This window comes from Lysinibacillus sp. BS3 (assembly GCF_039614735.1).
GTDB classification, from domain to species: domain Bacteria; phylum Bacillota; class Bacilli; order Bacillales_A; family Planococcaceae; genus Lysinibacillus; species Lysinibacillus capsici.
The window spans coordinates 1,981,381-2,003,259 of sequence record NZ_CP154860.1 but is presented as its reverse complement, the minus strand read 5'-3'; the positions used below and the strand labels follow the sequence as shown (position 1 = coordinate 2,003,259).

General features: G+C 38.5%; 17 protein-coding genes. 15 read left to right on the top strand and 2 right to left on the bottom strand.

Annotated features, from left to right (window positions below; translation table 11 throughout):
* Positions 1 to 71: 71 nt before the first annotated feature.
* The 9 genes from AAJG31_RS10150 (at position 72) to AAJG31_RS10110 (ending at position 9,474) form a co-directional block, all read left to right on the top strand.
* Positions 72 to 1,259, top strand: a complete 1,188-nt coding sequence (locus AAJG31_RS10150) for a DUF4097 family beta strand repeat-containing protein (RefSeq protein ID WP_066036284.1) — start codon at positions 72 to 74, stop codon at positions 1,257 to 1,259.
* A 240-nt stretch (positions 1,260 to 1,499) separates the two neighbouring features.
* Positions 1,500 to 2,186, top strand: a complete 687-nt coding sequence (gene ftsE, locus AAJG31_RS10145; RefSeq protein ID WP_016991524.1) for a cell division ATP-binding protein FtsE — start codon at positions 1,500 to 1,502, stop codon at positions 2,184 to 2,186.
* Positions 2,176 to 3,060, top strand: a complete 885-nt coding sequence (gene ftsX / locus AAJG31_RS10140) for a permease-like cell division protein FtsX (RefSeq protein ID WP_004227513.1) — start codon at positions 2,176 to 2,178, stop codon at positions 3,058 to 3,060. Before ftsE ends, ftsX begins: the two co-directional genes overlap by 11 nt.
* A gap of 53 nt (positions 3,061 to 3,113) precedes the next feature.
* On the top strand, positions 3,114 to 4,418 hold the full coding sequence (locus AAJG31_RS10135; RefSeq protein ID WP_279493980.1) for a M23 family metallopeptidase: 1,305 nt from the start codon (positions 3,114 to 3,116) through the stop codon (positions 4,416 to 4,418).
* A gap of 650 nt (positions 4,419 to 5,068) precedes the next feature.
* Positions 5,069 to 5,701: a hypothetical protein gene (locus AAJG31_RS10130; protein WP_054549775.1), complete on the top strand. Its 633-nt coding sequence runs from the start codon at positions 5,069 to 5,071 to the stop codon at positions 5,699 to 5,701.
* On the top strand, positions 5,698 to 6,285 hold the full coding sequence (locus AAJG31_RS10125) for a redoxin domain-containing protein (RefSeq protein WP_048392048.1): 588 nt from the start codon (positions 5,698 to 5,700) through the stop codon (positions 6,283 to 6,285). The genes AAJG31_RS10130 and AAJG31_RS10125 overlap by 4 nt, the downstream gene beginning before the upstream one ends.
* Before the next feature lie 221 nt (positions 6,286 to 6,506).
* Complete coding sequence (locus AAJG31_RS10120; protein WP_048392047.1) at positions 6,507 to 7,949, top strand: S41 family peptidase; 1,443 nt, start codon at positions 6,507 to 6,509, stop codon at positions 7,947 to 7,949.
* 122 nt (positions 7,950 to 8,071) lie between these two features.
* The gene (locus AAJG31_RS10115) at positions 8,072 to 9,253 is read left to right on the top strand and encodes a PDZ domain-containing protein (RefSeq protein WP_066036282.1); all 1,182 of its coding nucleotides are present in this window, start codon (positions 8,072 to 8,074) and stop codon (positions 9,251 to 9,253) included.
* The gene (locus AAJG31_RS10110; RefSeq protein WP_004227503.1) at positions 9,253 to 9,474 is read left to right on the top strand and encodes a DUF2198 family protein; all 222 of its coding nucleotides are present in this window, start codon (positions 9,253 to 9,255) and stop codon (positions 9,472 to 9,474) included. Before AAJG31_RS10115 ends, AAJG31_RS10110 begins: the two co-directional genes overlap by 1 nt.
* Before the next feature lie 34 nt (positions 9,475 to 9,508).
* Here the strand turns inward: AAJG31_RS10110 and AAJG31_RS10105 are convergent, their stop codons facing one another.
* Together AAJG31_RS10105 and AAJG31_RS10100 are read right to left on the bottom strand one after the other, a co-directional pair.
* Positions 9,509 to 9,835 carry an AzlD domain-containing protein gene (locus AAJG31_RS10105; RefSeq protein ID WP_048392045.1) on the bottom strand — a complete coding sequence of 109 codons (327 nt, stop codon included), beginning with the start codon at positions 9,833 to 9,835 and terminating at the stop codon, positions 9,509 to 9,511.
* Positions 9,832 to 10,566, bottom strand: a complete 735-nt coding sequence (locus AAJG31_RS10100; protein WP_048392044.1) for an AzlC family ABC transporter permease — start codon at positions 10,564 to 10,566, stop codon at positions 9,832 to 9,834. Before AAJG31_RS10100 ends, AAJG31_RS10105 begins: the two co-directional genes overlap by 4 nt.
* 124 nt (positions 10,567 to 10,690) lie before the next feature.
* Between AAJG31_RS10100 and AAJG31_RS10095 the strand changes: the two genes are divergently transcribed.
* The 6 genes from AAJG31_RS10095 to AAJG31_RS10070 all read left to right on the top strand — a co-directional run bounded on the left by AAJG31_RS10095 (position 10,691) and on the right by AAJG31_RS10070 (position 21,724).
* Entirely contained in the window at positions 10,691 to 11,242 is a 552-nt protein-coding gene (locus tag AAJG31_RS10095) for an XRE family transcriptional regulator (RefSeq protein WP_048392043.1), read from the top strand.
* A gap of 11 nt (positions 11,243 to 11,253) precedes the next feature.
* Complete coding sequence (locus AAJG31_RS10090; protein ID WP_004227497.1) at positions 11,254 to 11,892, top strand: TVP38/TMEM64 family protein; 639 nt, start codon at positions 11,254 to 11,256, stop codon at positions 11,890 to 11,892.
* A 328-nt stretch (positions 11,893 to 12,220) separates the two neighbouring features.
* Positions 12,221 to 15,730: a helicase-exonuclease AddAB subunit AddB gene (gene addB, locus AAJG31_RS10085; protein ID WP_279493986.1), complete on the top strand. Its 3,510-nt coding sequence runs from the start codon at positions 12,221 to 12,223 to the stop codon at positions 15,728 to 15,730.
* Between the two features lies 1 nt (position 15,731).
* The gene (gene addA, locus AAJG31_RS10080) at positions 15,732 to 19,448 is read left to right on the top strand and encodes a helicase-exonuclease AddAB subunit AddA (protein ID WP_279493988.1); all 3,717 of its coding nucleotides are present in this window, start codon (positions 15,732 to 15,734) and stop codon (positions 19,446 to 19,448) included.
* An 82-nt stretch (positions 19,449 to 19,530) separates the two neighbouring features.
* Positions 19,531 to 20,697 carry a DUF418 domain-containing protein gene (locus AAJG31_RS10075; protein ID WP_048392039.1) on the top strand — a complete coding sequence of 389 codons (1,167 nt, stop codon included), beginning with the start codon at positions 19,531 to 19,533 and terminating at the stop codon, positions 20,695 to 20,697.
* 124 nt (positions 20,698 to 20,821) lie between these two features.
* Entirely contained in the window at positions 20,822 to 21,724 is a 903-nt protein-coding gene (locus tag AAJG31_RS10070) for a fumarylacetoacetate hydrolase family protein (RefSeq protein WP_048392038.1), read from the top strand.
* Positions 21,725 to 21,879: the final 155 nt, after the last annotated feature.

The following is a 21,879-nucleotide window of genomic DNA, read 5'->3' as shown; positions in this document are numbered from 1 at the left end:
ATTTTGCAGTGAAACTTTTCACATGATGAATCGTATAAATAGTATAACGAACTGAGGGAGGCTATTTATTTATGCAAAATGAACGTCAACGAATTTTAGAACTTGTAGAAAAAGGAACAATTTCGGCACAAGAGGCGATTACATTATTAGAAGCATTAGAGCAACCTGGCAAGTCTACTCAACATGTTATGAATGATGTGTCGAAAGAGACGCAATCCTTTTCAAATGAAAAAGAGCCATTATTTGAAGAAAAATCAAAAGATGGTGACAAGAAAAAAGATGATTTTATGAAATACTTCCAAGATGAAATGCAGGATTTTCGTAAGGATTTAACGCAAATCGGTTCTCTTTTTATGGATATGATGAATACGGCTGTTAAAAAGGTAAAGGAATTTGATGTAGCTTCTCCATTTGGAGATAAAATTGAATTTACCCATACAGAAGAAGTGGCTGCTGCCAATGTGGACAATATTATTGTTGAATTACCGAATGGTAACTTCTCATTGGAATCCAGTGAAGGGGAAACTATTCAGGTGATTTGCAAGGTAAAGGCACCTTTGATGAACGAAAGTGAAGAAGAAACTCGTAATCACTTCTTAGAGCAATTTGTTGTGAAAGAGGAAGCGCAATCACTTCGTATTTTGAGCCAATTAAAGCTTGTTCAAGTCAATGTGAAGGTGCTAGTACCAAAGGATAAACTTGAAAAATTATCTGTTCGTCTAATGAATGGTAGTGTTTCATTACAGGATACAGAATTTGAAGAATTAAAAGTGAAAACGTTAAACGGTGCCATTAAAGGTACGAAATTTAATTTTGGAAAAGCTGAAGTGGATTCTTCTAATGGTTCCATTGAATTAACGAATGTTCGAGGTAAGGATTTAGAGGCTGAAACATTGAATGGGCGTGTTTATTTGGATGGTGCATTGGATGAAGTTGAAGCTAAGTCTGTCAATGGACATGTAGTCGTAACAACATGCTCGACAAATTCTTCTAAAATTAAAGCTCAAACAGTTGCTGGAGCAGTGGAATTATATGTCCCAAGAACAATTTCATTGAGCGGTAAAGTCGTAACGAATTTCGGTAAAGTGGATGTGGGGATCCAGGATGTTTCTAAAATGGAGTCACAAGATCAATTCTTATCCAAAGTAGTCCGTTTCGACAAAGAAGTTGAAAATGCGAATCGCCTATTTATCGAGGGTGAATCGAAAACTGGTGCTGTTTTAGTGCGTTACACAACAACAGATGAACAACAAATTTAACAGTAGGAGCATTCAAGTTAAAGCTTGAATGCTTTTCTTTTCAAACAGGATTCGACCTAGCACATAGAGGCGAATCTTGTTTTATTTTTGTCATATTCTTAAGGATAATGGCAAGGAAAGAATGAAATAGAAGGAACTGCCACGGATTGAAATGAAACTGTAATAAAAAAACAGAAATAGAGTGCTATAATAGTAAAAGAAATACCTCTTACATAGATGAGAGTTTTAGGTGGTTTAATCATGATAGAAATGAAAAATGTGACAAAGAAATACCCAAACGGTGTTGTTGCGACAAATGGTATTTCAGTTAATATAAAGCAAGGCGAATTTGTGTATGTAGTTGGCCCAAGTGGAGCAGGGAAATCCACATTTATTAAATTGATGTACCGTGAAGAAAAAGCAACATCAGGACAAATAATTGTAAATGGTATTGATTTAGCAACTTTAAAGAATAAGAAGGTCCCTTTTTTGCGCCGTCAACTTGGTGTAGTTTTCCAAGATTTCAAATTGCTACCTCGTTTGAATGTCTATGAGAATGTAGCGTTTGCGCTTGAAGTAATAGAGGAAAAGCCAGATGAAATCCGACGTCGGGTTATGGAAGTGCTAGAACTAGTTGGATTGAAGCATAAAGCAAGAATGTTTCCAAATGAACTTTCAGGAGGAGAGCAGCAACGAGTATCGATTGCTCGTTCAATCGTCAATGTCCCAAAAGTGGTGATTGCAGATGAACCTACAGGGAATCTTGACCCTGAAACATCATGGGAAATTATGAATTTATTTGAGGAAATTAATGCACGTGGGACAACGATTGTAATGGCAACCCACAACCGTGAAATTGTAAATACGATTCGACGTCGTGTTATTGCAATTGAAGGCGGCTTAATTGTCCGTGATGAACACGGAGGTGAATACGGCTATGAAATTTAGTACAGTAAAGCGCCACTTCCGGGAAAGTATCAAATCACTTGGTCGAAATAGCTGGATGACCATTGCCTCTGTCAGTGCCGTTACCGTTACGCTCATTCTAGTAGGTGTTTTTGCGCTTATTATGATGAATTTAAATAAAGTAGCAACGGATTTAGAAAATGATGTCGAAATTAAAGTGTTAATTGATGAAACAGCAGATGAAGCTGCTGAAAAAGCACTCATCGAAAAAGTCAAAAAATTGCCTGGTGTCTCCGAGATGACGTATTCCACTAAGGAAGATGAGTTAACCAAGCTAGTAAAAGACTTCGGTGATGATTTTAAACTATTTGAACAAAGTAACCCTTTACGTAACGTTATTTATGTAAAAGCTGCTGATCCACAGCAAACAGCAAAAGTTGCGAAAACCATTGATAAATATGAGTATACATATGATGTAATGTATGGCGAAGGAAAAGTTGAAAAACTATTTAACTTCTTAAATATTAGTCGTAATGTAGGAATCGTACTTATTTTAGGGTTATTATTTACGGCAATTTTCTTAATTTCGAACACAATTCGTATAACGATTATAGCTCGACGTGATGAAATAGAAATTATGAAACTTGTAGGGGCTACAAATTCATTCGTGCGTATCCCATTCTTATTAGAAGGTATGTGGCTTGGAATTTTAGGTTCAATTATTCCGATTGCGGTTGTCACGACCCTTTACCACAATATATATAAAATTATTGCACCACGTTTACAAGGAGAGCTTGTTCAATTACTAGATTTTTCTCCACTTGTGTATCAGGTAAGCGGTCTTCTGTTACTCATTGGTGTACTGATCGGTATTTGGGGAAGTTTCATGTCAGTACGTAAGTTTTTAAAAATTTAGTCACAACGGATATTTGTGAAAAAGAAAAGAATAGTCGAAGGGGAGTTCAATCGGTGAAAAGTAAGGCGAAAAACATATTAAAAACACTTGCAGCAGCATCTGCTCTAATTCTTTTTATCCAAACTCCATCAGCATATGCAACAAGTTTATCGGATTTAAAAGAAGAAAAGAAACAAGTTGAAACAAAGAAGAATCAGTTAAATTCATCTATCAGCAATAAATCAAATGCAATTACAGCTAATCAAGAAAAGCAACAACAAATCTTAGATCAAATTCAAGCATTGAACGCTGAAATCGACAAAACTAATAGTAATATTAAAAAAGTACAAGCAGATATTCGGGCAACAAATGAGGAAATTAAAAAGTTAGAAGCTTCTATTGAAGAGCTTTTGCATAAAATTGAAGAGCGCGATTTATTGTTACAAGAACGTGCACGTGCCATTCAAGCTGGGGGCTCTGTAAGTTATTTAGATGTTTTGCTAGGCTCTAATAGTTTTGTAGACTTTATTGATCGTTTCTCTGCAGTTAATGCATTATTGGAAGCGGATCGTCAAATTATTCAAGATCAAAAAGATGATAAACAAAAATTAGAAGAGCAAAAGCAAAGTGTAGAAGAGAAACGTAAAAACTTAGAAGGTAAAAAAGCCGAGCTTGAACGATTAAAAGCATCATTAGACAGTCAAAAAACTGAGAAAAATAAACTAGTAGACCAATTAGAAAAAGAGCAAGAAAAGCTGAAATCAGAAAAGGTATTACTTGAAAAAGAATACTCAGAGGCTTTGGAAGTAAGTCAGGAATTGCAAGATCAAATTATTGCTGAACAAAATCGTTTGGCTGAAATTGCACGTCAGCAAGAGGCAAAACGTAAAGCAGCGGCCGCGGCAGCAGCTGCTGCTGCTAACAATGGTGGCGGATCATCTGGTGGTACAGTCCATGCGCCTCAATCAAACGGAACTTGGATAAAACCAACGAATGGTCGCTTAACATCACCATATGGTTGGCGAAATCTTGGAGCAGGTCCTGAATTCCATTATGGTGTCGATCTTGCAAATGCAACGGGAACACCAATATGGGCAGCAGCAGATGGCGTTGTTTCTTACGCAGCACCACTTAGTTCGTATGGTAATGTTGTCATTGTAACGCACTCTATCGATGGACAAATTTACACAACCGTTTATGCACATTTAAGTGCATTTAATGTTAGTGTAGGACAAGAAGTAACACAAGGTCAGCAAATTGCAGCCATGGGTAGTACAGGTCGCTCTACTGGCCCACACTTACACTTTGAAGTGCATATTGGTCCTTGGAAAGGACAAGCAGTCGGCAGTGTAAATCCACTGAAATATATTCCATTGTAAACATAAAAGCTATACACTAGCGTTTTCTAGTGTATAGCTTTTAATATTTCATCGAATGTTTCACCATTCACCAACTTATAGGTTTGCCCATTAATAGCCAATAAGCCATTTTTGCAGAACAGTATTTTTAATGTATGGTCAAAATAAGTAAGATCCAATTGATAGACAACATCAGCTTTTTTGTTATTTAATAAGGTTCTTTTTAATTCCAAAGTACGTAAGTCTAAACGCAAACATCTAATCGTGGATTTTCACGATTGAGAATGCAAAGCTTTTATTGGTACCATTGTCAACTTCCAAATCGTTATCTTATTTACTATTTCTAGAAGATCTTTATTAAGAAAAAATCTTGTAGTAAATTCTTTGTTCAATACTCTGAGTACAGCATCAGAACACTATTACTAAGACAAATAGCAGCAATCCATAGTATAAGTCGCTTTGAAAGCATAATTCCTCCCCTTTTCTCATTTTACGAAATATTCCATTGAAAGTTTCATCGCTATTATAAGATTCTAAATAATGTTATGATGAATATATACTTAGTGGGGTATTTTTATTGTTGTTATTTCTGAAGATTTTCTTAAAACAGTGTGAAATAGTCTTTTTTTAAAAAGGTTCTATGCTATGCTTTCGGAGGAGGATTCGTTGAATTGATAAATACAGAGTGGTACTCAATCCGAACATTAACTTTACCAGCTACTGCAGTCGCTTTACTTATTACTTTTTTTATTGTGTGGCTTATCTTGCGCTTACAATTTTCTAAAAAGTGGTCTGAGCTATATAGTGATGCCATTTTCACCTTTATTATTGTTTGGAAGTTAAGTTTACTTGTAACAGATTTCAAAACGGTAGTAAACAATCCAATTACATTGCTTTATTTTAATGGCGGAACAATGGGTGTTCTTCTCGGTGTCATTGTAGCATCTTTGCAAATATGGAGAAAGCGACAGAGTCTACAGCTTGAGGAACAGGAGATGATAGCTGGCAGCTGGGCTATTATTCTCACGCAATCCATTTATCAAATGCTTGCTGTGCTATTTAATGACAACAATATATCGAGTGAAGTTATAACATTAGCTGTGCTAAGTGTAGTCACGCTCGTCATATTATGGAGATTAGTAGCGGTGAAACAAGCTCTCATACTCTATACAATTAGCTATTTGATAGTGGCTATCTTCCAGCCGCTTGGTATAGGGCAAACAGCTGTGGCTGTCAGTGTAATACTACTTTGTTTGGGCTTAACTATTCAGCATGAACGAATCAATGTGGGAGGTAAGAAATGAAAAAAAATATTGGACTGCTGATCGTTGTGCTATTAGTGGTTGCGATGATTGGTACATATGTAAAACAACAAATTGACGAAGAACGTGCTATTGATAAATCGGCCCTAGGTAAGGATATGGAGGAGCTAGAAACCGGCTTAAGCAAAGGGGATATACCGCCTGATTTCACCTTAACAAGCTTAGACGGGGAAGATATCACGTTAAGCGATCTTCGTGGAAAAAAAGTCGTTTTAAATTTCTGGGCGACATGGTGCCCACCTTGTAAGGCGGAAATGCCTCATATGCAAAGCTTCTATGATGAGTATGCAAAAGAGAAAAACGTTGAAATTATAGCGGTCAATTTAACAGAAGCCGAACGTGATGTGACCGCTGATGCCAAAGTGGACACAGTGATGACATTTAGAGATAGCTTTGAGCTAACGTTCCCTATTTTATTGGACCCTGACAATGAAGCTGGCTTGAATTATCAAGTCATCACGATTCCAACCACTTATTTTATTGATTCCAAGGGCCTCATTCAACGCGCCATCAGAGGACCAATGGACGTGGATATGTTAAATGATTATGTAGATGCACTAGATTGATTCATAAAAAATCTGCTCGTTTTCTATAGTGGAAACAAGCGGATTTTTTTATTTTTCATGAAATCAAGGTGAATACTCGCGGGAACCAAGGTATATCCGTGCGAATCAACAGCCAACATCCATGTGTAAAGTGAAATATTCTCTCTTAACAAATTTGAAAGGTAATTTTGTATGTTTGAAAAAATAGAGTCATACAGTAAAAGAGACGGAGGAGGGAAGATTTGCGCAAATTAACAGCCGGTGTCGGAGTCCTACTTAGTAGTTTGGTGGTGGGCAGTGGTATTTACTTTGATTGGTTTAATATTGGCGATAAAAAGGAGCCTGTTACGGAGGTTGATACTATTGGTGAGGCTATGACAATCATTGAAGAAAAATCAGTATACAGTACAAAAAAGGATGAATTAGTGGAAGGGGCTCTTCGTGGGATGGCTGATGCCATTAAAGATCCTTATAGTACGTATTACTCCAAGGAAGAGGCTGAGCAACATCGGCAAATGCTAGCTGAGGAACGAGTAGGCATCGGTATTGAACTAACCGAAAATAAAGGGAAGTTTATTGTTGTGTCACCTGTTCGCTCATCACCAGCAGAGAAAGCAGGCATGCGTTCACTCGATGAAATTGTACAAGTTGATGGGGTACGGATTGATGGGAAAACGATGAGTGAATTAATGCATTTAATTCAAGGTGAAAAGGGAACGAAAGTAACCATTGTTGTCTATCGTCCAAGTGAAGATAAGCATATTAAGATGACGATGGAGCGTGCAGCAATTTCCAATAAAACGGTAACTAGTGAGGTAGTGAAGGTAGAAGATACAGCTATTGGCTATGTAGTGATCTCATTATTCGGTGAAAAAACCGCCAATGAATGGGTGGCAGAAACGAGTAAATTACTTCGTAAAGATGTGGAAGGAATTGTGATCGATGTACGGGATAATCCAGGTGGTTATTTACATAGCGTCGCAGCGCTACTGAGCACAGTATTGGACAATGGCAAAGTATTTGCATATATGCAAAATGCGGAAGGTGCTATGGAACCATTAAAAACGCAAACAAAAGGCTTTGATGAAAAATATATAGAAACGATGAATAAAATTCCAATTGTTGTTTTGCAAAATCAAGGTAGTGCATCTGCTAGTGAAGTATTGAGCGGAGCTTTAAAAGGCTGGGGACGCGCTTCACTTGTTGGGGTTAAGAGCTTTGGAAAAGGGACTGTACAAGAATCTTGGGAGCTTTCCAATGGCGGCGAGCTTAAATTATCAACCAATAAATGGCTAACACCAAAACGTGAATGGATTCATGGGCAGGGCATTGAAGCCAGTTTAATGATTGAGCAAAATGAGTTATTTGCTTTTCAACTTCATCCACTAACAGGTAAGTTTAAAGTGGGTGATATGAGTGAAGAGATTTCCTATTCACAAAACGCCTTGCAGAAACTAGGCTATCAAATCGATCGTTTAGATGGCTATATGGATGAAACGACTGCTGAGGCCGTTAATCTTTATCGTAAACAGAAAAAATTAAAGCTAGCAGAAGATGAATTTTATATGGACACGACTTTCTTTAATAGTTTAAACGAAACGTTAAAGGATTTTAAAGCCGATCGTCAAAATGACCAACAATTCCAAATGGCCACTAGTTTTTTACTGCATACGATTGACCAATAAAACTCGCAGACAGAACAAAAATACCATAATACAAAGCTTTCTATGAGTTTGTACTACGCAAGCGTGTAGTCCTTTGATACAATAAATTCATAGTATTCAAGATAGAAATGGCGGGTGTTCGTATGGTTAGTGAGATATTAATAGAAATTGTAACAGCGATTGGCCGCTTTTTACTCAACCCATTACTATATATAGTCATAATATTTGCTATTATTTTAGGTTATCGTCGAGTAAAACAGGAGCGTAAATATTTTAATAGACGTATTATTTGGGGCTGGACGGAGCTAATCGGACAATGGAAAGATGGGTGGCTCTATGCACTAATTATTTCTATCATTAGTATTGGAGCAGGTCTAACTGTCCCAAAGGAATTTTTAATCATTTTAACGGCAGTTTCTATAGTAGCACTTATCTTATTTGTCATGAATGCAATGTCGCCTATTTTGACAATGGGGATTGCCACACTTGCCATATGGGGTATGTCCTATTACAATTGGTCATTTTCCTGGTGGAAAATTTCAGTAGAGGATGTCCATTTAGAGAGTGGCGCAATTGTGACAATTACCATTCTTGCGGGCCTTTGTGTTATTGCAGAAGGGCTATTAATTCGACGTATGGCGATGAAGGTTACAACACCTTGTATTGAGAAAACGAAGCGGGGTATGCAGGCAATTGTCTATCGGTCAAAAAATGTATGGGTATTACCTATTTTCTTTGTTATTCCTGGTGATGCGATCTCGGCTATATTCCCATATTGGCCACAGTTTACGATAGGTCATAATAGCTTTGCACTTGTGTTATTTCCACTTGTCATTGGCTTTACTAAACTGACAAGAAAGGAATTACCAGCTTACATGTATCCAAAAATTGGCCGACCTGTCTTTTTACTAGGACAGCTTATTTTAATAGGAGGATTGGCTGCGTATTTTGAGCCAGTGATTGGCTTCATTACACTTGCTGTTGGTGTAATTATCCGCATTATAATTGCTATCTACTTTGCGCAACAGGAAAAAACAGATCATTATGCAGTTGCGCCAAGTACGAAGGGTGCTATTATTGCAGCTGTTCTTCCTGATTCACCTGCTGAGAAGATGGGCTTACTTGCAGGAGAATGTATCCGCAAAGTAAATGGTGTGTCAATTTTTACAGAAAATGAGTTATATGAAGCACTGCAATTAAATGCAGCTCATTGTCGTCTAGAGGTTTTAGACCGAAACAATGAATTACGTTTAACACAACATGTGATTTATAGCAATGATCATTACCGTATTGGATTATTATTAGCTGAGCCGAGGGAAGTATAATGGACGTTTTTGGGAAAATGATGCTAGCATTATTCATACCAGCTTTATTGGTATTACTATTCACTAGAATTACCTATAACCGCTATGTTGCATTATTATTAGCCATTGCACTTATTGCTGCCTCTGTATATGCAGGCTATACATCCCCACCTATTATTTTCGTTATCGATGCATTTTCATTAACAGTAGGCTTTTGGCTAGCAAGTAAAATGAATAAATAAGGAAAGGTCAGTCCAGGCAATAGGACTGACCTTTTTACATGAAAAATCGCACTGCTGCCATAATGATTACTCCTGCAACTACTGTAATCGATAAGCTTTTTGTGACAAGGGCAATAATAAGAGTAGGAACAAATGTAATAAAGACTGGCCAATCAAGTGTCACTACTTTGCCGCTTTCAGTATCTATTAAATTTTCAATGACAAGAGCACTTAATATACAAACAGGAATAAAACTAAGCCATTTTAGCACAACATCAGGTAGTGTTACACTACGCACAAAAATAAATGGAATGACACGCGGTAGCCATGTTACAAGTGCGCAGCCGATAATAAGCCAGACCATATAAGAAGTTGTTGTCATTTATCTGTCACCACCCCAATTGTTGCGACAATCACGGTTGCCAGTAGCACAGCCACATGTGAAGGGACTACATAAGAAAGACCGTACATAATAACCGCCATATAGCCAATTAACTTGATATAATGCATGATTTTACTTTTACCAACACTGCTCAATTGCAAAACTAAAAGTGCAACAAACATGGCAACCAAGGCAAAATCTAAACCCCATTTTTCAGGATTTGCTACCCACTGTCCTAAAAAGGCACCCGTAACACAGGAAAGAATCCAGAAGATATAGGCTGTTATATTTAACCCATCCATCCATTTACCATATAATTTACCTGTTTGCATTTGCTTTGTGACTGCTACACCAAAGGTTTCATCCGTTAATAATGTACCAAAGCCAACATTTCTAAGCATGGAGTAGCGCGTAAAGTGAGGTGCTAATGTTAAACTCATTAATAAATGACGTAGATTCACTACGAAAATGGTTACAATGATAGCAGAGGCAGGGCTACTTGTTAAAAGAAGTGCACAAAAAATAAATTGTGCAGAACCTGCGTAAATCAGTATTGTTAATAGCGCAATTTCAAGGACAGATAACCCTGAAGCGGAACCTACAACCCCAAATGCAAGTCCTATACTAATATAACCGAGTAATGTAGGCACGCAATCTTTCACGCCTTGTAAAAAACTGTCATTGGAAGAGCTTGTTGTGTCATCATGTTGAAGCTCTGTTGTACTTGTCATAAATAGGTCATCCTTTCTTGATAATTTCCATGTATACTATTGATGGAATTGTTTGATAGTTCTTGATGTTTATTAAAGTATACATATGTCTGATAAAATAAACAATAGAAATTGGTGAGTAAAGATGGAACAAATGAGTCGAAATTTAGCATTTCAATTAAAGAAAATTAGACAGCAACGTCATTTAAGTCTCGATGATGTGGCCAAAGCGACAGGTGTCAGTAAAGCACAGCTTGCACAAATCGAAAAAGGGGAGGCCAATCCGACTGTTTCAACAATTTGGAAAATTGCAGCGGGTATGCGTATGTCATTCTCTTCATTATTACAGCCGCCAACTGCCCATTACATGCGTTATAGCAGTAAAGATGTACCGCATGTAGATGAGGATGAGGGACGCTATCGTGTTTACTCCATAATTCCGTACAATCCAGAGCGAGGCTGGGAGTTTTATAAGGTTGAAATGGAGCCAGGGGCAGTTAGTAGGAGTGAAGCCCATACAGAAGGGGTAGAGGAAACTGTAATGGTTATTAAAGGACAAGCAGTTATTTCTGCTGGAGACATGCATGAATTACTAGATGAAGGGGATACACTAGTATTCTCAGGGCATCAACCCCATGAATATCGCAATACTTCAGAAGGGTTAACAATTTTTCATTTAATTTTACAGTATAAATAGAGGTGTCGATATTGAATGAATGGTTTACTGTAGAAAATATTGAACAGGTTGCGGCACAGTATCGAACGTTCGGCCCAATCATTGGTTTACTGCTCCCGTTTTTAGAGGCGTTTTTACCATTCCTACCATTAGTCGTATTCGTTGTGGCGAATGCCAGTGCATTCGGCTTATGGCTAGGATTTCTATTATCTTGGCTGGGCTCTGTAGCTGGCTCCTATGCGGTTTTCTTACTTGTGCGTCATTTTGGCAAACATCCAAGATTACAATTTTTAACAGGTAGTAAAAAAGTACAGAAGCTTATTAAATGGGTGGATATGAATGGCATCAGCCCTCTTTTTGTCCTCCTCTGCTTCCCTTTTACACCATCTGTGATTGTCAATATTGTAGCGGGATTGTCACATATCCATAAAAAATTTTACTTAATCGTTTTGCTTGCAGGAAAGTTTGTCATGATTTTAGGTATGAGTGTATTGGGCTATGATTTAAAATCGCTCTTGACAAGCCCAGTGAGATTGATAATTGCAGCTGTGGCCATTGTTATTTTATGGTGGGTTGGGAAGTTGATAGAGAAGCGTTTGAATGCCCGTGTAGAAAGAGATTTAAAGCAAGCGCGAAATTTGACGAAAAAGCAGGACCACCATGCCAGTTAAGTAAATAAACTGTAGCCTCTTTCATTATGTGAAGAGGCTGCTTTTTTGTGTAATAAATAAACCTTTTTATAGGTAGGTGAAGGTTGATAGATAGTATTTACTAGTTTTTTTCGATAGAATTTAAGATAGATGATTTATGTTGTTTTTAGTAGGCTGGGAAAACTGCTCCACCATAGATGAGAAGCGATCAATAGTCTGGAGAAGCCGCTCCAAAATAGATGAGAAGTAATCAATTCAGTGAAAGAATCGCTCAAATAAAAGTACAAATTTTTATTTCATTAAAAGAGAGACACCCGCAACAGCAAGTTAATGAGGAGGGGGAAAGTAAATGACATTGCGTATTGTTTCAGGACGTTCGGGAACAGGAAAATCCGCATTTATTCATCAGGAAATTGTTGAGCAATTAAAGACAGATCCATTGGGACATCCAATTTTCATTATAGTGCCTGACCAAATGTCTTATTCTACGGAATATGAGCTGACAAATAAGCATGGTTTACAAGGCTTGATCCGAGCACAGGTGATGACGTTTAAACGTTTAGCATGGTTGGTTTTACAGGAAACAGGAGGTATTGCTCGTAAAGAAGTGAATGGCTATGGGTATCGAATGCTTATACGTAAACTTTTGGAGGAACAAAAAAGCGAGTTTTCCTTATTTCGACAAGCAGCAGGAAAACGTGGCTTTACGGAGGAAATTGAAACCCTTTTAAGAGAATTTAGTCGCTATAGCGTCAATAGCTCAGTCTTGGCAGAGGTAACGGAATCGTTAAAGGCAATAGATGCACCTAATACATTGCAGGCGAAAGCGAATGATTTACATGTCGTTTTGCAGGCATTGGAGGAACGACTTGGTACGACCTATGTTGACAGCGAGGGCTATTATCCGATTTTAACGGAGCAACTGAAGTATGCAGAAACGATGAAGCAAGCGACCATCTATATTGATGGTTTCACCGCCTTCACTGTGCGAGAGTTAGAACTGGTTCGTGAATTGTTAAAGGTAACGAAGCAAGTAACTGTCGTCCTTCCCTTTGATCATATGGATGAAGCCTTTGATGAACAAGCTTTATTCCATGAAGCAGCGTTAACGAATCAACGTCTTCATGATATAGCAAAAGAAGAGGGCATTGATGTTGAATTACCATTACATTTTTATAAGACTCAAAGATTTCATTCTAAAGATTTACAGCATGTGGAGGCAAAGTTTGCTGATTTGGAGCCCCAAACGATAAAAACTTCAGGAGATGTAACCGTGCTTGAAGCATCAAATCGTCGAGCAGAGATACATGCGATTGCCCGGGAAATAACAAAACTGACAAGAGAAGACGGTTTTCGCTATCAGGATATCGTACTTTTGTATAGACAAGCAGATCTCTATGATCCACTTATTACAAGTATTTTCCAACAATATGAAATTCCTATTTTTACAAATACAAAAAAGACAATGCTACATCATCCATTAATAGAGCTAAGTCGTTCAGCCTTGGAGGTTATGACCTCGAATTGGAAATATGAGCCAGTTTTTCGTAGTGTCAAAACCGATTTGTTTTTCCCATTACAAGCGGAGCTAACAATTTGGCGTGAGCGAGCAGATCGATTAGAAAATTATTGCTTGGCACAAGGCATCTATGGTGAACGATGGTTTGAGGAGGCACGTTGGTTTTATAAAAAATATCGAGGTCTAGAATTCCATTCGCGTGTACAAACAGATGAAGAGCGTGCAATGCAGGCAGAAATCGAGGCCATTCGAGATGAAATTCGCCAACCTCTAAAACTTTTACAAGACAAGCTTGATAGCGCCAAGAATGGCAGAGATATTGCGACTGCTTTATTTGAACTTATAGAGTCATTACAGGTATATGATAAACTGCAAGCCATGAAAGATCATGAGCTAGAGCGAGGTGACGCATTAGCTGCAAGTGAACATGAACAAGCTTGGAATGAATGGATTGCTGTTCTTGACCAATTCGTTTATATGTTTGGAGAGCAGGAGATGTCTGTAGAGCAAGCAGCCAAAATTCTTGATGAAGGCTTTGATACATTAGAATTTTCAAGAATTCCGCCAACCCTTGATGAAGTAATGGTGGCTACTGTTGATTTAGCTCGTTTATCCAATATCAAAGTCGCTTTTGTAATAGGAATGAATGATGGTGTTTATCCAACTCGGATGGAGTATGAGGGCTTGTTGTCAGATATCGAACGTGAATGGTTTAGTCAAATTGGCTATGAGCTTGCTCCTACCTCTACTAATCGTTTATTACAGGAAAATTTCTTGTTCTATCGCGCTATTACAACGCCATCTAACAAATTGTATATGACCTATCCTACGGCGGATGAGGAAGGCAAGGCACTTCTAGCCTCACTTTATATTAAGAAAATAATAGGAAATGACAAAAAGGCTGGCTTATTAAGTGGTGTTTCGATAGAACGAGTGGTAGTCGATCCAATTGAATTACTAGATGGGGATGTTTTACCATATTTACGCCATCCAAGGACTGCATTGGCACATCTAATGGTACAGCTACGTCAAGCTGAACATAGCCGTGAACTAGCGCCAGAATGGCTAGCTTTACAAAGATTTTATTCACAAGATCCGTATTGGGCACTCATTTTCGACCGCGTACTTTATCCAATTACCCATAAAAATGAGGCTGAGCCACTTGAAACCTATATTACACAGGAATTATATGGTCAGAAGCTAACATCCAGTGTGTCGCGAATTGAGAAATACTTCAGATGTCCTTTTTCTCATTTCACTACGTATGGTCTACGTCTTGAAGAACGAGCTGAGTATCGGCTAGAAACGTTTGCAATGGGTGACTTATTCCATGAGGCATTAAAGTGGATTACAGAGGAAACACATCGTCAGCAATTATCTTGGATTCGTTTAACAACAAAGCAAATTAAACAATTAGCACGTCAAGCAGTAGAACAAATTGTTCCAGTCTTTTCCCATCAAATCCTATTATCCAGTGCCCGCTATCGCTATATTCAGCGTAAGCTAATTCGAATTGTTGAGCGTACAATGACAGCACTGACACAGCATGCAAATGTATCACACTTCAAACCAATTGCAATTGAGGCATCGTTTGGTCCTGGACAACATGAACAGCTACCACCATTAGAGATTGATTTGACTGGTGGTAAGAAAATGTTTATGCGTGGACGTATTGATAGAGTGGATAGTGCAACGATAGATGACCGCTCTTATTTGCGGATTGTCGACTATAAATCCTCAGCTCGTGACCTTGATTTAAATGAGGTTTATTACGGATTATCCTTACAGGTCCTAACGTATTTAGATGTGGCAATGGAAAATAGTTCATACTGGCTATCAGGTGAAGCAGAGCCAGCAGGGGTACTGTATGTCCATGTCCATAATCCGATGCTGAAGCTGGATAAAGATTTGACGGACAGTGAAATAGAAGAGGATCGTTTAAAGCAGTATAAAATGAAAGGTTTGCTATCTGAAAATGCTGAAGCGATTTTATCGATGGACGAGCAATTGGAAGAAAGTAGCGGACATTCAAAAATCATTCCTGTCTATATGAAAAAAGATGGGACACCGTCTGAGTCACAATCGCGTATAGTTCCTGTCAATGATATGAAAAAGTTGCAGCATTTTGTTCGTCGTAAACATCAGGAGGCAGGGAATGGTATCTTATCTGGTGATACGGCCATTAGCCCCTATAAATTAAAAGCCAAAACGGCATGTGATTATTGTCAATTTGCTGCGGTTTGCCAATTTGATCCATCAGATGGTAAACAAAACTATCGTCAATTAATGCAAGCAAAGCCGAATGATATTGTCGATAAAATTCGGAAGGAGATAGAATAGCATGGTACAAACAATTCCTGTTAAGCCAGTAGATGTCACATGGACAGACGATCAGTGGAAGGCCATTTATGCTAGCGGTCAAGATACACTCGTTTCGGCTGCAGCAGGGTCGGGGAAAACAGCGGTTCTGATCAATCGTATGATTGAAAAAGTCATTGCTACTGAAAACCCGATCAATGTAGATGAACTATTGGTAGTGACCTTTACAAATGCCTCAGCCGCTGAAATGCGCCATCGTATGTCTGAGGCATTAGAAAAGGCGATAGCAGAAAATCCAACATCTAATCATTTAAGACGGCAGCTAAGTCTTGTTAATAAAGCACAAATTTCTACGCTACATTCATTCTGTTTAGCAATTGTGAAGCAATATGCCTACTTACTTGATATAGACCCAGGCTTCCGTATTGCCAATGAAGCAGAAATCGCATTATTGCGAGATGATGTTTTAGCAGAAGTTTTAGAAGATGCCTACGATGCTGAGGATGAGGCTCACGTACAAGCTATCTATCGTCTTGTCGATAGCTTTACCTCAGATCGTGATGATCAAGCCATCGAAACGCTGATTAGTAAACTTTATGATACGTCTCGTGTCCATGCAGAGCCTCAAAAATGGCTTTGGAGCCTGCCGAAAGCATATGAATTAGCTGAGGAAGTGACAATCGATGATTTAGAGCTATCTCAATACGTCAAATTAACCGTACGTCATAGCCTGGAAGAGGCGTTTATGCTAATTTCTGAAATGCGCACAATTACATTACAACCAGATGGACCTGCACCCTATGCAGAAACGGCAGAGGTAGATTTTGCTATGATTCAGGAAGGGATACGCATTAGTCAAAGTGGGACATGGCAGGAGCTATTTGATTATTTTGCAACGGTTAAATGGTCTACCTTAAAGCGGGTATCGAAGGATGCACTGGTTAATGTAGAGCTACAGGAGCTTGCGAAGAAAAAACGAGAAGCAGCCAAAAAAATGATGAATAAAATCAAGGAGACATATTTTGTTCGTACGCCTGCACGGCTACTTGAGGAAATAAGGTTAATGGCACCGACCATTACTACGCTAGTTGAATTGACCACTACATTTAGTGAACAATTTCGACTAGCCAAGTTAGAACGGGGAATCATTGACTTTTCAGATTTAGAGCATTATGCACTTCAAATTTTAACGGTAGAGATAGATGGTGCACTTCATCCATCACCGGTTGCACTAGATATGAAAAAGCGTTTTAAAGAAGTACTTGTGGATGAATATCAGGATACCAATATGCTACAGGAAACCATCTTACAGTTTGTTAAAACGGGTGAAGAACAAGATGGCAACCTTTTTATGGTTGGGGATGTTAAACAAAGTATATACCGTTTCCGATTAGCTGAGCCAAAGCTTTTTATGAAAAAATATAGTGAATATTTGGAGTCACCTGAGGTAACGGGGATGCGAATTGATTTAAACGCTAACTTCCGAAGTCGAAAAGAAGTATTAAATGCTACAAACTATGTTTTTGCACAAATTATGGGTGAGCGTGTCGGTGAGATTTCGTATGATGACAATGCGTCACTTAAGCCTGCTGCGCCCTATGATGATAAAGAAATACCTGTTGAGCTGGTCATATTGCATCCACCACAGGAAGAGGAAACACCAGAAGAACTGGAAGAACTAAGCAATGAGGCAACGGAGCTAGAGGAATTAAAAAAATCACAATACGAGGCACGATTTATTATCGATCGTATACGTCAAATGATGGAAGATGGAACAACCGTATACGATACGAAAACAAAAACAGAGCGACCATTAAAGTATAGTGATATTGTGATTTTAATGCGCTCGATGACATGGTCAACAGACTTAGTAGAGGAATTTAAGCTGGCAGGGATTCCACTCTATGCAAAATCATCTAAAGGTTATTTTGACGCACTCGAAGTAATGATTATGTTAAATGTCCTGAAGGTAGTCGATAATCCCTATCAGGATATCCCCTTAGCCTCTGTACTGCGCGCACCGTTTGTTGGTTTAACGGAAAATGAGCTGGCGAAAATTCGTTTAGCCGATCAAAAGGTACCTTTTTATGATGCTTTACGACAATTTATTCGTAGTGAAGGACATGGTGTGCAAACCACTACATTTGAGAAGTTGCAACGCTTTATGCTAGCCTTTGAAAATTGGCGTGATTTAGCACGTCGTGGATCATTATCAGATTTAATTTGGAAAATTTATTTAGATACACATTATTATGAAATGGTTGGGGCAATGCCGAATGGCAAACAGCGTCAAGCAAATCTACGCGTATTACATGATCGTGCATTAATGTATGAAAAAACAGCATTTCGTGGGCTATTCCGTTTTTTACGCTTTATTGATCGTATGCGTACGCGTGGCGATGATTTAGGTACGGCCAAATCAATTGGCGAAAAGGATGATGTAGTACGTCTGGTGACAATACACTCTTCCAAGGGGTTAGAATATCCAGTCGTCTTTGTGGCAGGAATGGGACGTCCGTTTAATAAAATGGATTTTCATCAACCCTATTTGTTTGATCAAGATTTTGGACTAGCTGTTAAGGCCATTGATCCCGAAAATCGTATCACCTATACATCGTTACCGTTTTTAGCATTGAAGGAGAAAAAAGAACTGGAGATGCGTGCAGAAGAAATGCGTGTCTTATATGTTGCGATGACTCGTGCGAAGGAGCGTTTGATTTTAGTAGGCTCAGTGAAGAACTGGGAGAAAACACGCGACAACTGGCAGGACGCACAAAGTTTACCAATGGATGCACCGCTTCAAGAATATTTACGTGCAAGAGCTAACAGCTATTTGGACTGGGTTGGCCCAGCAGTAGCAAGACATGCAGATTTTGCAGTAGTAGCAAGCACATCTTATAAAGAAGTGGAGGATCAATCACATTGGTGGGTTCAAGCCATCGATACAAAGCATTATTCATATGAGATAGAGGCGATGGGCGATGAAGTACAGCAAGTGCTTGCGATGCAAGAGGATGAGGACTTGCTGGCTGAAATCACTACCCGCTTTCAAGCGCAGTATGTCTATCAAAAATCTACAAGAAAGCGCTCCAAAACATCTGTTAGTGAAATAAAGCGATTAGAAAATTTACAGCGCCAGGAGGAACCTGAATTTTATTTTGCCTCTCCTATCACGCAAAAGGCTTCGTCCATTGCACCTCGACCCGCTTTTTTACAGGAGCAACAGCTAACTGGTGCTGAAATTGGTACAGCTGTGCACACAGTGATGCAGCATGTTCCTCAATATGGCTTTAGTCATATCGATGCTGTAAGGGACTTTGTGGAGGATTTAGTGGCAAGACAGCTTTTAACAGAGGCGGAGGGCAAAGTAGTTCCGCAAGCGAAAATTTATCGTTTTTTTGAGACAGAAATAGGGCAACGCTTTCAACGCGCAAGGCAGATACGTAGAGAAATGCCGTTTACAATTAGTAGAATCGATGAAGATGGTGATGCTCAAATTGTGCAAGGGATCATTGACTGCCTATTTGAGGATGAATACGGTAATTGGGTCTTGTTGGATTATAAAACGGATCGTATACAATCTCATTTTGCGCAGGAGCCAGCCTTGTCAAAGGAAATACTAGGTCGTTATGCCGTACAGCTTCGTGTTTATAGCGAAGCCATTGAATCCATCTTACACATCAAGGTGAACGATAAAGTATTATTTTTATTCGATAATGAACAGACCATACACGCATAAAGAACTTGTTACGGGCAAAGTGGGGCAAAGTTTTTTCTTGCCCTGCTTTCACCATAGCTGCTAGTCAAGAGGAGGCTATTTTGTGGAGTTAAAACCAACAATGTTGCAGGAACGAATAGCGACATTAGATATTTTACGAGGTATTAGTTTAGTAGGTATCTTACTTGTAAATATGTATACCTTTTATTTGCCAATGCCGCATATTGATTTGGCATCATGGTTTACAACCCCATCAGATATTGTTTGGCAGAAAAATATAGATATTTATGTGCAAGGCAGCTTTTACCCGCTTTTTGCCATGCTATTTGGTTATGGGCTAGCCATGCAGTGGCAAAAGGCTCAAAGTCGTCAACAAAACTTTTATACGCTGGGGCTTCGTAGACTGTCCATTCTGTTTGCTTTTGGTTTTATCCATGCTGTGCTAATTTGGTGGGGCGACATATTAATGATGTATGCATTTTGTGGCGTTTTCTTAGTGCTTTTACTACGATTGAGTCCCATCTGGCTATTAGCGAGTGCTTTGATTATTAATGGCTTGATGCAAGCTTTTATGCTCTTTGTAGTAGGGATTGTAAATTTTAATACAAAAGTAGATGATTACTTAGATATCGTTTCAGTAGAGAAGGCCATCACGGCTTATGGGACAGGAAACTGGGTAGATGCCTTTTTGCAACGCTTAACAGATTTATCAACGCAGGCAGGCATCGAGATGTGGTTTGTCGCACTGTTCACGATTTTACCGTATATGTTAATAGGGGCCGCTGCCTCTAAATGGCATTTAGTAGAACGGGCTAAAGAATTGAAGTGGCTCTGGCTGACGTTTGCAATTGCTGGATTGGTCATCGGTATTGGTATAAAAAGCTTATCTATTATGTTTACAAGAACATATTTACTAGATTATTTAAAGGTATACATAGGGGGCCCAGTTCTATCGGTGGGCTATATTGGGGTCATTGTGTTACTTTGCTTAGTGCCAATAATGCCAAAACTACTTAGTCCTTTTGCTAAAATCGGACGCATGTCATTAACGATGTATATTCTTCAATCTATTATAGGTACTTGTTTATTCTACCAATTTGGCTTTGGCTGGTATGGTAAAGTAAGTGTAGAAACAGGGGTATTAATTGCTGTCGGCATTATTGTTGTGCAAATGATCATAGCAGAAATCTGGTTATCTAAGTGGAAACAAGGACCGTTAGAAACAATATGGCGTAAATTAACATATAAGCAAAAAGTAGAAGTGCGTTAATATATTCCTCTTCACATGCATATTTTATGAAGATATAACAACTTATAAAAATGTTGTCGCAAAAATGAGGTAATTTCTATCATATTGTTGTATTATGTAGAAAAAAGAAGGAGCTCTTTCAATCATGAAAATTTTATCATTCAAATTAGGTGGACATGTAAGCTTTGGACCAAAAGTAAAAAAAGAAGAAGCGGTATGGGATGTACTCGCTATTCAAAGTGAACTTCAAGTTCTCCCTTCTTTTTCAAGTTCAATCGTGGATGGCATTGCTTTAGGCTTTGATTTTGTGGAACAGATTCGTAAATTAGTAGAAGCAGCAGAAAAATCAGATAATGCTAATAGTTTTAAACGTGAATTTACAGAGATCGAATGGCTTTCACCAATTCCACGTACACCTAAAAATATTATGTGTATTGGTAAAAACTATGATGAACATGCAAAGGAAATGGGTGCAGAGGCAGCACCAACGGATTTAATGGTATTCACAAAATCACCAACTGCAATTGCTGCAGATGGACAAACAATTTCCATACATGCAGATCTTTCTTCAAAAATGGATTATGAAGGTGAGCTAGCTATCGTTATTGGTAAACGTGGCAAAAACATTCCTAAAAACTTAGCGTTTGATTATGTATTTGGTTATACTATTGCCAATGATGTAACAGCTCGTGATTTACAAGAGAAACATAAACAATTCTTCTTGGGTAAAAGCTTGGACGGTACTTGCCCTCTTGGACCATACCTTGTGACAAAGGATGAGATCCCAAATCCACAAGACTTAACAGTAGTCACAAAGGTCAATGATGAAGTACGTCAAAATGGCTCTACGAAAGATATGATGTTCTCTGTTGAAACGTTAGTATCCATCCTATCTCAGCATGTAACATTAGAGCCAGGAGATGTGATTTTAACAGGTACGCCAGCTGGTGTTGGCAAAGGGATGAACCCGCCACAATTCTTAAAAGCTGGAGATACAGTAAAAGTGTCTATTCAAGGAATTGGTACTTTAGTCAACCATTTTGAATAATGATGATATCAATCCGCGTGAGTCTATACTCCGCGGATTTTTTACTGCTTTAAGGCATAGTAACAGATGTAAAAACTATGAAATGCAAGGATTCCAAGTTTTAAATGATGTAAATTATGTGAACACTATTGTAATATTTGAAACCCTTTCCATCG

Bases quoted from the DNA above. Each gene is read 5' to 3' on its own strand.
- addA (WP_279493988.1), top strand. From the start codon at position 15,732: ATGGTACAAACAATTCCTGTTAAGCCAGTAGATGTCACATGGACAGAC.
- AAJG31_RS10125 (WP_048392048.1), top strand. From the start codon at position 5,698: ATGAAAAAAAATATTGGACTGCTGATCGTTGTGCTATTAGTGGTTGCG.
- AAJG31_RS10115 (WP_066036282.1), top strand. From the start codon at position 8,072: ATGGTTAGTGAGATATTAATAGAAATTGTAACAGCGATTGGCCGCTTT.
- ftsE (WP_016991524.1), top strand. From the start codon at position 1,500: ATGATAGAAATGAAAAATGTGACAAAGAAATACCCAAACGGTGTTGTT.
- AAJG31_RS10100 (WP_048392044.1), bottom strand. From the start codon at position 10,566: ATGACAAGTACAACAGAGCTTCAACATGATGACACAACAAGCTCTTCC.
- AAJG31_RS10095 (WP_048392043.1), top strand. From the start codon at position 10,691: ATGGAACAAATGAGTCGAAATTTAGCATTTCAATTAAAGAAAATTAGA.
- AAJG31_RS10105 (WP_048392045.1), bottom strand. From the start codon at position 9,835: ATGACAACAACTTCTTATATGGTCTGGCTTATTATCGGCTGCGCACTT.
- AAJG31_RS10150 (WP_066036284.1), top strand. From the start codon at position 72: ATGCAAAATGAACGTCAACGAATTTTAGAACTTGTAGAAAAAGGAACA.
- addB (WP_279493986.1), top strand. From the start codon at position 12,221: ATGACATTGCGTATTGTTTCAGGACGTTCGGGAACAGGAAAATCCGCA.
- AAJG31_RS10070 (WP_048392038.1), top strand. From the start codon at position 20,822: ATGAAAATTTTATCATTCAAATTAGGTGGACATGTAAGCTTTGGACCA.
- ftsX (WP_004227513.1), top strand. From the start codon at position 2,176: ATGAAATTTAGTACAGTAAAGCGCCACTTCCGGGAAAGTATCAAATCA.
- AAJG31_RS10110 (WP_004227503.1), top strand. From the start codon at position 9,253: ATGGACGTTTTTGGGAAAATGATGCTAGCATTATTCATACCAGCTTTA.